Below are 15,443 nucleotides of genomic sequence, written 5' to 3'. Positions count from 1 at the left end.
GTCACCATGGGGCGCCGGCGACGACACGGTCGGCGGGTCCGCGCACGACGGTCAGGGCCGCGGAGCTACCGAGTGGACCCACGGCGGTCCCCGGGCGAGGGCCGTGCCCGCGCGAGGTCGGCGGGTGGACCGGGGCCGTCGGCGGCCTGCCTCCTCTCGTGGCCTGGGGCGGAAAGAACGCCCATTTCCATGCTTATGCAGTTATTTTTTCCTGATTTCCGGTCCCCGGGGGCGGCACCGCCTTGTGGTAGGGGCCTTCGTGGCCGGAAACGGTCCCGCCTCTTGCGGGAGCGGCGGAGATGTGCGTCGCGACGTCCTCGGGCGCCGTCACCGCTGGTGGCGCGGGTGGCCGGTCCGCTCCGGCGGATCGGTGGCCGCCGGTGACGGTGGCGCGGCCGGACGAGAAAACGTGAAACTCTTTCGCGAAATCGTTCCGCTGCGTAACCTGCCCGCACCCCCGCGTGAACGAGGTGGAACATGGTCCGACGCGCTCACGGGCGCACGGTCGTCGCGTCAGGTGTGGCGGTCGTGTGTCTGGCCACGGGAACGGTGGCCGCCCCCACGGCCTCCGCGCAACCGGAGGGTCCCGACGCGGCCGCGATGATGGCCGCGGTCGAGGACTACTGCGGCGACGGCTGCCACGACATCCTGGCCCCTGGACAGAACGGCAACGCGACCCTCGTCGAGATCCTCGGCAACCGGCTCTTCGGAACCCGGCCCGCTCACTCCGACACCCAGCTCGAACCCTACGACGACCTCCTCCACGACCACCCGGAGCTGACCGACGCCGCCCTCGGCGACTACTTCCTCGACGCCTCCTTCGGTGTCGCCCCCGACCAGGTGGGACGCGAGTACAGCCCCCGTGACGACGTCACCGTCGTCCGCGACGAACAGCACGGCATTCCGCACGTCTACGGGACCACTCGCGAAGGCACCATGTACGGCGCCGGATACGTCGCGGCCGAGGACCGGCTGTTCCTCATGGACCTGCTGCGCCACCTCGGCCGCGGCGAACTGACCGGGTTCGCCGGCGGCGCCGAAGGCAACCGGGAACTGGAACAGAGCCTGTGGCGCGGCGCGCCCTACACCGAGGCCGACAAACAGGCCCAGATCGACCGGGTGGCGGCGAGCGGCGAACGGGGCCGCCAGGCGCTCGCCGACGTCGACGCCTACATCGCCGGCATCAACGCCTACATCGACCGCGCGGAGCGCAGACGCGACTATCCCGGCGAATACGTCCTGACCGGCCACAAGGACGCCATCACCCAGGCCGGCGAGATCGAACACTTCACCCCGACCGACGTCGTGGGCATCGCGGCCATGGTCGGCCTGCTGTTCGGCGGTGGGGGCGGCGGCGAGGTGCACTCGGCGCTGCTGCGCGCCTCCTTCCAGGACCGCTACGGGCCACAGCGAGGCGTCGAGCTCTACGACGCCTGGCGGATGGAGAACGACCCCGAAGCGGTGGTCACCGTGTCGGGAGAGTTCCCCTACGCCCAGACGCCGCGGGAACCGGTCGGCGAGGCCATCCCCGACCCCGGATCGGTCGTTCCCTACGACATCGTGCACGACGCCACCGGGTCGGCGCGCACCGGCGCCGACGCCGATCCCGTCGCGGCCTCGACCGGGGAGACGGCGCCCGGCGAGGAGACCACGACCGTCGACCGGCTTCCCGAGGAGCAGCAGGCGGAACTGGAACGGATGGCGCGGGAGGGGGACCTCGACGCCGCCGAAGGCGTCTTCAACGACGGTGTGCTCCCCGCCGACCTGTTCGAAGGGGAGCCGGGCATGTCCAACGCGCTCCTCGTGGCCGGCGAGCACACCGCGGACGGCCACCCGATCTCGGTCTCGGGACCACAGACCGGCTACTACTCGCCGCAGCTGCTCCTGGTCCAAGAGCTCCAGGGACCCGGGATCAGCGCGCGCGGCGCCTCCTTCCCCGGCGTCAGCTTCTACGTCCAGATCGGCCGCGGCGCCGACTACGCCTGGAGCCCGACGTCGGCCGGGCAGGACATCACCGACACCTTCGCGGTCGAGCTGTGCGAACCCGACGGGAGCGACCCGAGCGTGGAGTCGCGCCACTACCGGGACGGGTCCGGGTGCGTCCCCTTCGAGGAGCTGTCCGTCACCAACGAGTGGGAGCCCACGGTCGCCGATCAGACGCCCGCCGGCTCCTACACGCTGACCTCGCTGCGCTCGCCCCATGGTCTGGTGGAGTCGTTCGGCACGGTCGAGGGCACGCCCGTCGCCTTCATGGTCCGCCGTTCCACCTACCTGCGCGAGGTGGACTCCATCATCGGCTTCCAGCGCTTCAACGATCCGGCGGAGATCCCTTCGGCCGCCGACTTCCAGGAGGCGGCCATGGACATCGGCTACGCCTTCAACTGGCACTACAACGACGCCGACGACATCGCCTACGTCAACTCCGGCGCCAACCCGGTGCGCACCCCGGGCACCAACCCGAACATGCCGATCGACGCGGCGTCCCCGGCGGGGTGGGCCGGCTGGGACCCGGCCACCAACGAGGCCGAGTACACGCCGCTGGCCGAACACCCCCACTCCGTCAACGCCGACTACTACGCCAACTGGAACAACAAGCCCGCCGCCGGTTACACGTCGGGCTACGGCACCGGCTCGGTGCACCGGGCCGACCTCATCGACGGGCGGCTGCGCGACCTCGTCGACGCGGGGGACGTCACCCCGGCCCAGGTCGTGCAGGCCATGGAGGAGGCGGCAAGCACGGACCTGCGCGGCGAGCAGGTCCTTCCAGAGCTGCTGCGGGTGCTGGACAGCGCGCCCGTCGACGACCCGGATCTGGCGGGGCAGGTCGCGGCGCTGCGGGAGTGGATGCAGGCCGGCGCCCCGCGAAGGGAGGCGGCCAAGGGGGACGGCGAGTACGAGCACGCGGAGGCGATCAGGATCATGGACGCCTGGTGGCCCCTGCTCGTGCGCGCCCAGTTCGAGCCGGGGCTGGGCCCCGACCTCTACGAGGGGCTGACCAGGGCCGTCCAGATCGACGAATCGCCCTCGGGATTCACCGGCGGCGGAGGCTCCGGCGGGGTCAACCAGGGCCAGACCCACAAGGGGTCGAGTTTCCAGTACGGCTGGTGGTCCTACGTCGACAAGGACCTGCGCCTGGTCCTCGGCGAGGACGTCGCCGCCCCGCTCGGGGAGGTCTACTGCGGGGGCGGCGACCTCGCGGACTGCCGGGAGGTGCTGCTCGCCTCGCTGGCCGAGGCGGCGGCGCTGCCGGCCGGCGAGGTCTACCCGGGGGACGCCGACTGCGAGGCGGGTGACCAGGTTTGCGCCGACGCGATCATCCACTCTCCGCTCGGCGGGGTGGTCATGTACCGCGTCGCCTGGCAGAACCGGCCCACCTACCAGATCGTCCACCAGTTCGCCGATCGGAGGGGGTAGCAGCGGCCGTACGCCGGGGCGGCCCGGTGCCGCGTGGGCGGCGATCTACACCGGATCGTCGCCTACGGGCGGGTGCCCCCCGGCGTCCCGCGGGGTAGCTTTAGTGATACCCGCCACAGGGAGGCCGGTCGTCATGGCGTTGTGGGTTGGTTGGTTGCTCGTGGCCCTGGTGTTGGGCGTGGCCGAGATCTTCACGCTGACCCTGTCCCTGGGCCTGATCGCCGCCGCCGCGTTGGTCGCCGGGGTGGTCGGAGCCCTTGGGGCCGGGGTGATCGTGCAGGTGCTCGCCTTCGCCGTCGCCGCCGCGGCGGGGTTGCTCGTCGTCCGACCGATCGCGCGCCGTCATCTCAGCCAGCCACCGCCGTTGCGTTCGGGGACCGCCGCCCTCGTGGGCAGGACGGCGGTGGTCGTCGAGGAGGTCACCGCGGAGCAGGGGCGTATCAGGCTGTCCGGTGAGGAGTGGTCGGCCCGGGCCCTGGACGAGACCCAGAGCATCCCGGCCGGAAGCCGGGTCGACGTGATGGAGATCGAGGGCGCGACGGCCATCGTCTATCCCCACGACCAGCTTCCGTGACCACACCCCTGAGCCCCATCCCCGGTATCCGCTAAGGCAGGAAACAGATGTTCGGGATACAAATCGTCTTCCTGGTCCTCGCGGCGATCATCATCGTCGCGGTCGTCTCCACGGTACGGATCGTGCCCCAGGCCCGCGCCTACAACATCGAGCGCTTCGGCCGTTACATGCGCACCCTGCAACCGGGACTGAACTTCATCATCCCGGGTGTGGACCGGGTCAACACCAAGTTCGACCTGCGCGAGCAGGTGTTCTCCTCGCGTCCCCAGCCGGTGATCACCGAGGACAACCTGGTCGTCAACATCGACACCGTCCTGTACTACCAGATCACCGAACCGCGTGCCGCGGCCTACGAGGTCGCCAACTACCTCCAGGCCATCGATCAGCTCACGGTCACCACGCTGCGCAACGTCATCGGCGGCATGGACCTGGAGCGCACGCTCACCTCGCGCGAGGAGATCAACTCCCGGCTGCGCGGGGTGCTCGACGACGCCACCGGCAAGTGGGGCATCCGGGTCAACCGGGTGGAGATCAAGGCGATCGACCCGCCTCCCACCATCAAGGAGGCGATGGAGAAGCAGATGCGGGCCGAGCGCGACAAGCGCGCCGCCATCCTGCACGCCGAGGGCGAGCGGCAGTCGCGCATCCTCAAGGCCGAGGGCGCTCGCCAACAGGCGATCCTGGAGGCTCAGGGAGAGCAGCAGGCGGCGATCCTGCGTGCCGACGGCGAGGCCAAGGCGATCGAGCGTGTCTTCCAGGCGGTCCACCGCAACGACGCCGACTCCAAGCTCCTCGCCTACAAGTACCTGGAGACGCTGCCGACGCTCGCCAAGGGCGAGGGCAACACGTTCTGGGTCATCCCCGGCGAGTTGACGCAGGCCATCCGCAGCGTCACCCGGGCCTTCGCCGGCGAGGACGACGGTGCCGCGGAGCGGCCCGCCCCCGCGGGGAAGGAGGGGGCCACCGAGGAGGGGACGACACCACAGCTCACGGCGGGGAAGATGGGCGACGAGGCGGTGCGGGCCGCCGACGAGGCGGCCGAACGCGCGGCCGAGGCGGTGGCCGACGCCCGGGCCGAGGCCGACGCGGCGGCGAGCCCCGCCACGCTGCCCGGCCAGCGCAGACAGGACTGACCGCGGGGCGCCGCCCGGTCCGACGGGGAAGGCGCCCGGCCTAGCCCAGCAGGAGCTTGCCCGTCGTCCGCCGCCCGGTCAGGTCCTCGTGCGCCCGGGCGGCGTCGGCCAGGTCGTAGCGGCCTCCCACGTGGACCTTCAGGCTTCCCGTCCCCACCAGCCCGAGCACGTCGGAGGCGCGTTCCAGCAGTTCCTCCCGGTCGGCGGTGTAGTGGGCCAGGCTCGGCCGGGTCAGGTAGACCGACCCGGCGGAGTTCAGCCGCTGGGGGTCCACCGGGGGGACCGCGCCACTGGACTGACCGAACAGCGCGAGCACGCCTCGCGGGCGCAGACAGGCCAGGCTCGCGTCGAAGGTGGTGGCTCCCACGCCGTCGTAGACGGCCTGGACCCCGGCCCCATCGGTCAGCCTTCGCACCGCGTCGGCCACGTCGGTCTCGGTGTAGCGGACGATCTCGTCGGCGCCGGCCGCCCGTGCCGCCTCCTCCTTGGCGCCGGTGGAGACCGTGCCGATGACGCGCGCGCCGCGCAGCTTCGCCAACTGGGTGAGCAGGAGGCCGGTTCCCCCGGCCGCGGCGTGCACCAGGACGGTGTCGCCCGGCTGTACCGGGTAGGTCGTGTGGGTCAGGTAGTGCGCGGTGAGCCCCTGGAGCAGCACGGCGGCCGCCTGCTCGGAGGTGACGCCGTCGGGGATCGGGACGGTCCGGTCGGCGGGGACGGCGGCGCGTTCGGCGTAACCCCCGGGGAGCATGACCCAGCCGACCCGTTGGCCGACCGTGACGCCGGTGACGTCGGGGCCCAGCTCGCCGACCGTGCCGACGGCCTCGACGCCCGGGGTGAAGGGCAGGGGTGTGGCGTAGGCGCCGGAGCGTTGGTAGACGTCGATGAAGTTCACGCCGCGGGCTTCGACGTCGACGATCACCTCCCCGGGACCGGGCCGGGGGTCGGCGGTCTCGGCCGGACGCAGGACCTCGGGTCCTCCGTGTTCGGTGACGACGATGGCGCGCATGGGGCCTCCTGGGGTCGGTCGGATCAGTCCTCGGCCGCGCTGGAGCCGTCGGTGGGCTCGTCGGAACCGATGCGGTGCAGGAAGAAGTCGTCGAACATGACGAGGGCGTCGTCACCGCCGCCACTGCTGCGCTGGACGGTGATGCCCACGTCGCGCTCCTCCCCGTGGGGGAGCGGGGCGGTGTCGACCGCCTCCAGGACGTGTTCGTCGTTGACCCACAGGTTCAGGGTCATGGTGTTGGCGGAACGGTCGAGCTCGCAGGCGAGCGTGAGCCGGTTGCCGGCACCCTCGGCGGTGTCGAACCCGGGAACCTCGTCGGTGGTGGCGAGCGCGCTCGCGCCACCCTCGTCTCCGGCGACGCGGCGGATCTGGGCGCCGGCGCCGTCGAGGCGGACGAGCGCCTCGTACCTGGTCCGGTCCTCCTCGTCCTGGTGGAAGCAGTGCAATCCCATCTGCCCGTAGCCGGGGCCGGAGTCGACCACGGTCTTCGCGCCGACCAGGATCCGGTCGGGCACGGCCCCCTCATAGGGGGCGAACTCGCCGCGGGTGGGCTGGTCGTCGACGCTGGCCCGCAGCGCGTACTGCCCCTCGTAGTAGCCGTCGTCGTAGTAGTCGTCCCCGGGGACGTACTGCTGCCCGTTGTTCCAGCCGGTCTCGGGGCTGTAGAAGTCGTCGCTGTACAGCGGCGTTCCCTCGGGGATGGACGGGCCGCCGAAGAGGGCCACGCCGCCGATGACCGCCGCGGCGAGCACCACGACCCCCGCCGTCGCGGCCCCGGCCGCCTTGAGGCCGCGACGCCGCTTGGCGGATCCGTCCTGTCCTCCCGGAGGGAGGTGGGTGCCGGGCGCGCCGGGACCGGGCGGTCCGAAGCCGCCGAAGCCGGGGGGAGCCGGAGGAGGGGAGCCGGGGACGTCGAAGCCCGGATGGCCCGTTCCGTGTCCCGCCGCTCCGATCCGGTAGGGGCCGTGGAAGCCCTGCTGCGGGCCGGAGGGCACGCCCTGGGGACCGGAGGGCACGCCCTGGGGGCCGGAGGGCACGCCCTGGGGACCGGTGGGGAGGACGTGGGAGGGCGACGGGGAAGGGCCCTGTGGGCCGGAGGGCGGACCCGCCCACGCCGGGTCGCGCGGGTGCGAAGGACGCCCGCCCGGCGGGGTGGGCGTGGTCGGGGGAGCCGGGTCGGGCGGCAGCGCGGCGGTGGCCTGCCGGGACAGGTCCTCGGTGACGGTGGCGCCCTCGCGTCCGTCCGATGGGGTGGTGGTCGGGCCCTCGGTTTCCTCTGGCGCCGGTCGCGCGGTGGAGGGCGGCGTCCAGGAGCGCACCACGGTCTGGTCGATAACGGACTCGCTCGGATCCTCCTGGCCGACCAGGCGGTTGAGCAGCTGCTGGGCGGTCGGCCGGCGGGACGGGTCCTTGTCCAGGGCGTGGGACACCAGGTCACGAAGGGTGGGATCGAGTCCTTCGAGGTTGGGGGCCATGGAGACGATCTGTTGGAGGACGGCCGGGACGGTCGGCGCCTCGAACGGGGCTCTGCCCGTGCCGGCGAACACGACCAGGCACCCCCAGGAGAAGATGTCGGAGGCCGGCGAGATCTCCCGCCCCTCGATGAGTTCGGGGGCCAGGTAGGCCGGGGTGCCCATGAGCTGGCTGGAGCGGGTCACCGCGCCGTCGTCGTCCATGGCCCGCGCGATCCCGAAGTCGATCACCTTCGGTCCGACCGACGACAGCAGCACGTTGGCCGGCTTGAGGTCGCGGTGGATGACGCCGGCCCGGTGGATCGCCGAGAGCGCGGCGGCCACCCCCATCGCGAGGCTGTCGAGGGTGCCGCCCTGCATGGGGCCCTCGGCGGCGATCGCCTGGGCGAGGTTGGGGCCGGCGACGTACTCGGACACGATGAACAGCGGGTCACCGTCGAGGCGGGCGTCCAGCACGGCGGCGGTCGAGAAGCGGGCGACCCTGCGGGCGGATTCGACCTCCCGGGCGAAGCGTCGGCGGAAGTCCTCGTCGTCGCTCAGGTCGGGATGGATGAGCTTCACCGCGACGAGGCGCTCCGCGCTGTCGCGGGCGAGGTAGACGGTGCCCATGCCGCCACGGCCCAGCCGGCCGAGGATGCGGTACTCCCCGAGCTCGGTGGGATCGCCGGTGCGGAGGGGCCTGGCGCGCTCGTGCCCGTTTGACGTCACAGTGCTGAGTTCCTTTGTGGATCGCGTGATTCGCGCCTCATAGCGTACAGAGATCCCCGTCAGGGGAGGCCGGGAGCGGACCCGGCTCGGGAGGGCGGGCGTGGGACCCGTTCAGAAGTGAACCACGATCGGCTGTGGCGCCGCGAGCGCTCGGGGATGTCCGTGGAGGCGACGGTGTCGATCCGGTCACGGGGGGTGGGAGACGTTCCCCGGCGGACCCCCCTTCGCTATCATTAGAACACTTGTTCGAACGAGGAGTCCGTTCCTCCTCGCGGACGGTTCCGCGCACGCCTGGGCGTGCCTGCCGGATGGTGGAGGGGGCTGCATGGGCCGCGGCTACGGGGCGCTGGTCACGGTGTGGGAGCGTGAGGAACGCCCGGTGCGTTTCCAGTGGCAGGGGCGGATCCACGTCGTCCATCGGATCCTGGACCACTGGGTGACCCAGGCGGCGGCGGTGTCCGACGGCGGGGAGGGCGCCCTGCGGCTCCACGTCTGGAGGGTCAGCGCCGGTCCCGACCACGCCACCGGCGTCTACGAACTGCGCCACGACCCCGCCAACCGCGAATGGCGGCTGATCCGGCCGGGCGGGTGAGCGGGACGCGCCCCGCTCAGCCCGCGCCGGCCCCGTCCCGGCGGCGGGCGGTCCGGCGCGCCAGTTCGGCGAGCAGCCGTTCCTCCGCCTGCGGTCCGGCGCCCACGCGTGGCAGCCGCCACAGGAACACTCCGCCCAGGAGCCACCAGGCCCCCACGATCCCCCACTCGTAGGGCCAGGTCAGCGCGGCCGGCATGCCCGGCAGATACAGCGTCGCCAGCCCCAGGCTCAGCACCAGCGCCAGGGCGCCCACCAGGTTCCCGGCCGGCGCGCGAAACGGCCTGGGCATCCCCGGCTCGCGCCGGCGCAGCACCAGGAACGACAGCGCCACCACCACGTAGGCCACCACGATGTTGACACCACCCGCGTTGACCAGCCACGACAGCATCCGGTCGCCGAACAGCGGGGCGAGCACCGACAGCCCGCCGATGAACAACAGCGCGTTCGACGGGGTCCGGTAGCGAGGGTGCAACCGGGCGAACCAGCGTGGCAGCATCCCCGACGACGCCATCGCGTACAACAGCCGGCTCGCGCCGATGAGGAAGGCGTTCCAACTGGTCAGGATGCCGGCGATGCCGCCGAGGACGAGGACGGTGCCCATGGCCGGGCTGTCCCACAGCGCGGCCATCCCCTCCGCCGACGCCAGACGCGCCCCCGCCAGCTCCTCGCGCGGCAGCGCCGCGCCGACCGCCAGCATGACCAGGACGTACCACGCCGTCGCGCACCCCACCGAGACCAGGAGCAGCCGCCCCACCTGACGGTAGGGGACCCGGATCTCCTCCGCCGACTGGGGGATCACGTCGAAACCGACGAACAGGAACGGCGTCGCCACGAGGACCGCGACCAGGCCGGAGACACCCCCGTCGAACAGCGGCCGCATGTTCGCCGCCGAACCGCCCACCAGGGTCCCCGTCGCCAGGGCCACGCCCACGGCGAGCAGGAACAGCACCGCGACCGCCTGGAACACCCCCGCGGGGCGGATGCCCACGTAGTTGACGGCGGTGATGACGAGCGCCGCCACCACCCCCACCGCCGCCCACGAGGCGTACACGTCGTAGCCGGCGACCGTCCACATGTGGCCGACCCGCATGTCGGGGAAGAGGTAGAGGACGGTCTCGGGAAGCGCCACCGCCTCGAAGGCCACCACCGTCACATAGCCCAGCACGATGCCCCACGAGGCGACGAAACCGCCGTGGGCGCCCAGGCCGCGCAGCGCGTAGTTGTGCTCGCCGCCGGCGCGCGGCATCGCCGAGACGAGTTCGGCGTAGGTGAGCCCGACGAGGGCCACGACCGTACCGCCGATGACGAACGCCAGCGCCGCGCCCAGGCTGCCCGCCCCGGTGAGGAACTCGCCGGTCAACACGACCCAGCCGAACCCGATCATCGCGCCGAAGGCGAGCGCGAGAACGTCACCGCGTCCCAGGACCCGGGCGAAACCGTCGTTGCCGTGGTCGCTCACATGCCCTCCCGATCGCGTGGGCCGGGGAACAGCATCACCCCCGGAACGGGAAAAGGGAAGGGGGCGCCGACGGCGGCGAGGCGCTGTCCGCGGGGACGGGGCGTGGGTCAGCCTTCGGCCGCCATGTCGAAGAAGTCCGCCTCCAGCCGCACGGCCCTCCGGAACACGGCGCGGACGTGTTCGCGCCCCTCATCGGGCAGGGCGGGGCCGATCCGGTCGAGTTCGCCGCGCAGGAACCCCACCCACGCCCGGAAGTCCGGTCCCTCGTGGAGGTCGATCCACTCGCGCAGCACGAAGTCGGCGGGCGGTTCGCCGGCGCGGCTCGCCCATCCCAGGTAGCTCCACTCCACGACGCACAGGACGGCGAGGATCGACGGGTAGTCCTGACTGGAACGGGCCTGGTCCATGAGGGCGAGGAAATCCGCCGTCGCCGGCTCGGGGCGCGCCGAGGCGCGTTCGCCGGGGGTGACGCCCAGGGCGTCCAGGGCCCGGTCGAAGTAGGACGCCTCCTCCTCGGCCGCGGTCTGGCCGAGGAAGCGGGCGAAGGTGAGCCGGCCGGGGAAGGTGTCGGCGCAGGCGACCGCCGCGCCGAGCAGGGCCGTCCAACGGTCCAGGAAGAGGAGGTCTTGGAGGAGGTAGCGGCGCATCCGCTCCCGCGCGGCCGTGCCGTCGAGGATGGCGGTGGCGAACGGATGGCCGGTCACGGCCGACCAGTCCGGTTCGCTCGACTCCCGCAGCCACGCGCTGAACCGGGGGTCGGGCGCCTGGGCGCTCCAGGTGTCGAACGGGACGGCGTTCACGGATCCTCCTCGGGGCGCTGGGAGGGGCCGGTGTCCGGCCCCTCCCCGGGGCTACCCGCGTGGCGATGGCGCAACCTCGGCGGCCGGCTCAGTCGCCTCCGCCTCCGCCACCCCCACCGTCACCACCGGAGCCGCCGTCGCCTCCCCAGCTCCAGCTCCAGGAGGAGGCGCCGTCGGAGCCGCCGTCCTGCGCGGAGGAATCGGAATCGCGGGAGCGGCGTGGAGCGCCGCCTGAGCCGCGCCGCTTCTTCTTCTCGTCGTCCTGGTCCTTCTTGCGCCACCACACCTGGAGTTCGGGGGAGAGCACGGGCACCGCCTCGGGTCGGGGGGTCGAAAGGGTCGATAAACGGCCAAAGGGAAGATACCCCCATATTCCAACCGCCACTCCCGGTGAAACGTCGAACGGTCGTTCCCGGCCGCGCCGCGCCCCGACCGTCGGGAAGGCGCGGGGTCGTTAACGTGGCCGGCATGACACAACGACTGGTCGAGGCCGTGGACGAGACGGTGGCCGCCTTCTGGGCGATCGGGGGAGAGGAGCGCACGGTCAACGGCGCCCACTGGACGCGCAACCTGAAGGCCCCCGCGGTGGAGTACTGCAATACCGTGGGCGGTCTGGTCGGCGACGATCCCCACCGGTTGCGCGACCTGCTCGGCCAGGCCCGCGCCTGGACGGCGTCGCCGGCCATGCGGGTCCACGTCGGAGCCACCACCCCCACCGCGACGGAGGCGGCGCTCCTGCTGGCGGGGTGCGAACTCGTCGAGACCCTGCTGGAGCTGGTCGTCACCGGCCCGCTCGTCGGACCCACACCCGCGGGCGCGGGCGTCGACATCCTCCCCGTGGAGGACGACGCGGGATGGGAACGGCTGGCGGAACTGTTCCGGCTCGACCACGAAGAGGAGGACGCAGGGGAGGGCCGCCCGCCGCGCCCGGCCGAGGAGACCGCCCAGGCCGTCCTCGCCCGCAGGGCCAAGACGCCCGCGGTGCGCTACTGGCTGGCCGTCGAAGAGGGCAGGCCGTGCGGGTTCTTCTCCTCCTGGCCGCGCCGGGGCGAGATGGCCAAGGTCGAGGACCTGTTCGTGCGTCCGGAGCACCGGGGCAGGGGAGTGGCGACCCGCCTGCTGCACCACGCGGTCGCCGACGCCCGCTCCCAGGGGGCCGGCCCGGTCCTCATCCGCGCCGCCCACGACGACCGGCCGAAGCACCTCTACGCCCGGATGGGGTTTCGCCCGGTCGCGGTGACGCGCTACTACGCCTTCGACGGCGGCGACTGATCCGCGGAGGACGCCTGTGAGGGCGTGTGCGATCCTGGGAGCGGCGTCGGCCGGTGGCTCCTCCGTGAGCCATCGGCGTGCAGGAACCCGGTGCGAATCCGGGGCGGTCCCGCCACTGTGACCAGGGAGCAGGCCCGCATACTCCGCCACTGCCGGACCTCACCGGTGGGAAGGCGCGGGCGAGCGAGGATCTGGGAGCCAGGACACTGCCAGGCGCCACGACCCACCCCTCACGGGCGTTGAGGGTGTGCGCGGGATGTCCGCGCGCCGTCCACGCCCGGCGCACCCCCGGGCGTGGACTCCCGGGAAGGAAGGACCCGTGTGAGCACTGCTGCTCGCTATCCCTTCAGCGCGATCGTCGGCATGGCCGACCTCAAGCTCGCGCTCCTCGTCAACGCGGTCTCCCCAGCGGTCGGCGGTGTGCTGGTACGCGGGGAGAAGGGCACCGCCAAGTCAACGGTGGTACGCGCGCTCGCCTCGCTGCTGCCCGATGTCGAGGTGGTCGCGGGGTGCCGTTTCTCCTGCGACCCCGCCGCCCCCGACCCCGACTGCCCTGACGGGCCGCACCCCGGTGCCGCGGCCCACCAGGCCCAGACCCGTCCGACCCGCCTGGTGGAGCTCCCCGTCGGGGCCAGCGAGGACCGGCTGGCCGGCTCCCTCGACATCGAACGCGCGCTCACCGAGGGGGTCACCGCGTTCGAGCCCGGCCTGCTCGCCGCCGCCCACCGTGGCGTGCTCTACGTCGACGAGGTGAACCTGCTCCACGACCACCTCGTCGACCTCCTGCTCGACGCGGCCGCGATGGGGACCTCCCACGTCGAACGTGAGGGGGTGTCGGTCCGCCACGCCGCGCGGTTCCTGCTGGTGGGGACCATGAACCCCGAGGAGGGTGAGCTGCGGCCACAGCTCCTCGACCGGTTCGGACTCACCGTCGAGGTGGCCGCCACCCGGGAGCCGGCCGAGCGCGCCGAGGTGGTGCGCCGCCGGCTCGCCTTCGACGCCGACCCGGCGGGGTTCGCCGCCGCCTACGCCGATGAGGAGGCGCGTCTGGCCGCGCACATCCGGGCCGCTCGGCGGCGTCTGCCCCGGGTCGTCCTCACCGACGCGGCGCTGCGGCAGATCACGGCCGTGTGCGCGGCCTTCGACGTGGACGGGTTGCGCGCCGACCTGGTCACCGCGCGCGCGGCGATGGCGCTGGCCGCCTGGAGGGACCACCCGGAGGTCACCTCCGACGACGTCCGCGACGCCGCCCGCCTGGCGCTGCCGCACCGGCGTCGGCGCGACCCCTTCGACGCCCCCGGCCTCGACGAGGACCGTCTGGACGAGGCGCTCGAACAGGCCGGGGCCGACGACCCCTCCGACCCGGGGGACGGCCCCGAGGGGCCGGACGGGCCGGACGGGCCCGGCGGGGGCGGCGGGGGCGGCCCCGCCCCGCGGCCAGGGGATCCCGACGCCGCGCCGCCCGCGGCCTCCGGACCCGAACGGCCGCAGACCACCCCCGAGGACACCCCTCAGGAGGGCGGCCCCGGCGGCTCCGGCGAGACCGCAGCCGATCCCGGCGAGACCTACCGGCCGCGGTTGCTCAGCGTTCCCGGGCTGGGAAGCGGCGCTCCCGGCCGCCGCTCCCGCGCCGAGACGCCCTCTGGCCGCACCTCGGGGGCGCGGCTGCCCCGCGGACGGATCGGGGCACTGCACCTGCCGGCGACCCTGCGCGCCGCGGCTCCGCGGCAACGCGACCGCGGGCGCAGTACCGGAGGTCTCGTCCTGGCCCGCAGCGACCTGCGCGAGGCGGTGCGTGAGGGCCGGGAGGGCAACCTCGTCCTGTTCTGCGTCGACGCCAGCGGCTCCATGGCCGCGCGTCAGCGCATGCGCGCCGTCAAGGGGGCCGTGCTGAGCCTGCTGCTCGACGCCTACCAGCGGCGCGACAAGGTCGGACTGGTCACCTTCCGCGGCCGTGAGGCGGAGGTGGCCCTCCCGCCCACCTCATCGGTCGAGGCCGGCGCGCGCCGGTTGCGGGAACTGCGCACGGGCGGGCGGACCCCCCTGGCCGCGGGCCTGACGCGCTCCGCCGAGCTGTTGCGGGTGGAACGGCTGCGCGATCCGCGCCGTCGCCCCCTGCTGGTGGTCGTCACCGACGGCAGGGCCACCCACGGCGGAACCGACGCGGTGCTGCGCGCCGGGGCGCGGATCAGGTCCACGGGGGTCGAGACGGTCGTCGTGGACTGCGAGGACGGTCCGGTGCGTCTGGGCGGGGCGGCGCGGCTGGCCGCCGTCACGGGCGGCAGCGCGGTCCGGCTGGCGGAACTGGGCGCGGACGCGCTGAGCGGACTGGTGCGGCACGCCCGCCGCGCCGCCTGAGAAGCATCGACGAGGAGACGACACAGCCATGCCCCAAGGCAAACCCACCCACGTCCCCGACGACGGGCTCACCACCCGCCAGCGCCGTAACCGGCCGCTGCTGATCGTCCACACCGGCCCGGGCAAGGGCAAGTCCACCGCCGCCTTCGGCCTGGCCACCCGCGGATGGGCGCAGGGCTGGGACATCGGGGTGTTCCAGTTCGTGAAGTCCGCGAAGTGGCGGATCGGCGAGGAGAAGGCGTTGCGCGTCCTGGGCGAGTCCGGCGTCGGTGGCCGTGTCGCCTGGAACAAGATGGGCGAGGGATGGTCGTGGATCCAGCGCCCCGGGACCGAGGCCGACCACGCCGCCGACGCGGCCGAGGGCTGGGAGCAGATCAAACGTGACCTCGCCGCCCAGACCTACCGGCTCTACGTGCTCGACGAGTTCACCTACCCCATGAAATGGGGGTGGGTCGACGTCGACGACGTCGTGGCGACCCTGCGCGACCGGCCCGGGAGCCAGCACGTGGTCATCACCGGCCGCGACGCCGATCCCCGCCTGCTGGAGGCGGCCGACCTGGTCACCGAGATGACCAAGGTCAAACACCCGATGGACGTGGGCCAGAAGGGCCAGCGCGGCATCGAGTGGTGACGCCGGCGCGCCCGCCCCGCCGGG

At 73.0% G+C, this 15,443-nt stretch carries 12 protein-coding genes and 1 riboswitch; of the genes, 7 read left to right on the top strand and 5 right to left on the bottom strand.

Annotated features, from left to right (window positions below; all coding sequences use genetic code 11):
* Positions 1–477 precede the first annotated feature (477 nt).
* The 3 genes from ACYVHU_RS24755 to ACYVHU_RS24745 all read left to right on the top strand — a co-directional run bounded on the left by ACYVHU_RS24755 (position 478) and on the right by ACYVHU_RS24745 (position 5,121).
* Positions 478–3,414, top strand: coding sequence for a penicillin acylase family protein (locus ACYVHU_RS24755; protein ID WP_498949615.1), 2,937 nt, complete (start codon positions 478–480; stop codon positions 3,412–3,414).
* Positions 3,415–3,547: 133 nt separating this feature from the next.
* A complete protein-coding gene (locus ACYVHU_RS24750) occupies positions 3,548–3,988 on the top strand; it encodes an NfeD family protein (RefSeq protein ID WP_078763839.1) in 441 nt (146 codons plus the stop codon).
* Between the two features lie 47 nt (positions 3,989–4,035).
* Positions 4,036–5,121, top strand: coding sequence for an SPFH domain-containing protein (locus tag ACYVHU_RS24745; RefSeq protein WP_078763840.1), 1,086 nt, complete (start codon positions 4,036–4,038; stop codon positions 5,119–5,121).
* A 40-nt stretch (positions 5,122–5,161) separates the two neighbouring features.
* Here the strand turns inward: ACYVHU_RS24745 and ACYVHU_RS24740 are convergent, their stop codons facing one another.
* Both ACYVHU_RS24740 and ACYVHU_RS24735 read right to left on the bottom strand, forming a co-directional pair.
* Positions 5,162–6,127, bottom strand: coding sequence for a quinone oxidoreductase family protein (locus tag ACYVHU_RS24740; protein ID WP_078763841.1), 966 nt, complete (start codon positions 6,125–6,127; stop codon positions 5,162–5,164).
* A 23-nt stretch (positions 6,128–6,150) separates the two neighbouring features.
* Positions 6,151–8,307: a serine/threonine-protein kinase gene (locus ACYVHU_RS24735; RefSeq protein WP_432939303.1), complete on the bottom strand. Its 2,157-nt coding sequence runs from the start codon at positions 8,305–8,307 to the stop codon at positions 6,151–6,153.
* A 325-nt stretch (positions 8,308–8,632) separates the two neighbouring features.
* Here ACYVHU_RS24735 and ACYVHU_RS24730 point away from each other — a divergent pair, with 325 nt between their 5' ends.
* Positions 8,633–8,899: a DUF6504 family protein gene (locus ACYVHU_RS24730; RefSeq protein WP_078763843.1), complete on the top strand. Its 267-nt coding sequence runs from the start codon at positions 8,633–8,635 to the stop codon at positions 8,897–8,899.
* Positions 8,900–8,915: 16 nt separating this feature from the next.
* Here the strand turns inward: ACYVHU_RS24730 and ACYVHU_RS24725 are convergent, their stop codons facing one another.
* From ACYVHU_RS24725 to ACYVHU_RS24715, 3 genes are all read right to left on the bottom strand, one after another.
* Positions 8,916–10,358 carry an APC family permease gene (locus ACYVHU_RS24725; RefSeq protein ID WP_078763844.1) on the bottom strand — a complete coding sequence of 481 codons (1,443 nt, stop codon included), beginning with the start codon at positions 10,356–10,358 and terminating at the stop codon, positions 8,916–8,918.
* A 107-nt stretch (positions 10,359–10,465) separates the two neighbouring features.
* A complete protein-coding gene (locus tag ACYVHU_RS24720; protein WP_078763845.1) occupies positions 10,466–11,158 on the bottom strand; it encodes a TenA family protein in 693 nt (230 codons plus the stop codon).
* An 88-nt stretch (positions 11,159–11,246) separates the two neighbouring features.
* Positions 11,247–11,465, bottom strand: coding sequence for a hypothetical protein (locus tag ACYVHU_RS24715; protein WP_144390276.1), 219 nt, complete (start codon positions 11,463–11,465; stop codon positions 11,247–11,249).
* 161 nt (positions 11,466–11,626) lie between these two features.
* Between ACYVHU_RS24715 and ACYVHU_RS24710 the strand changes: the two genes are divergently transcribed.
* From ACYVHU_RS24710 to cobO, 3 genes are all read left to right on the top strand, one after another.
* Complete coding sequence (locus tag ACYVHU_RS24710; RefSeq protein WP_144390277.1) at positions 11,627–12,430, top strand: GNAT family N-acetyltransferase; 804 nt, start codon at positions 11,627–11,629, stop codon at positions 12,428–12,430.
* An 80-nt stretch (positions 12,431–12,510) separates the two neighbouring features.
* A riboswitch (cobalamin riboswitch) is annotated at positions 12,511–12,639 on the top strand.
* A gap of 112 nt (positions 12,640–12,751) precedes the next feature.
* Complete coding sequence (locus ACYVHU_RS24705) at positions 12,752–14,788, top strand: magnesium chelatase subunit D family protein (protein ID WP_498949614.1); 2,037 nt, start codon at positions 12,752–12,754, stop codon at positions 14,786–14,788.
* Positions 14,789–14,816: 28 nt separating this feature from the next.
* Positions 14,817–15,419 carry a cob(I)yrinic acid a,c-diamide adenosyltransferase gene (cobO, locus tag ACYVHU_RS24700; RefSeq protein ID WP_498949612.1) on the top strand — a complete coding sequence of 201 codons (603 nt, stop codon included), beginning with the start codon at positions 14,817–14,819 and terminating at the stop codon, positions 15,417–15,419.
* Positions 15,420–15,443 lie beyond the last annotated feature (24 nt).

Source organism: Marinactinospora endophytica (assembly GCF_054780875.1).
This window is presented reverse-complemented; position numbering and strand designations above follow the sequence as displayed.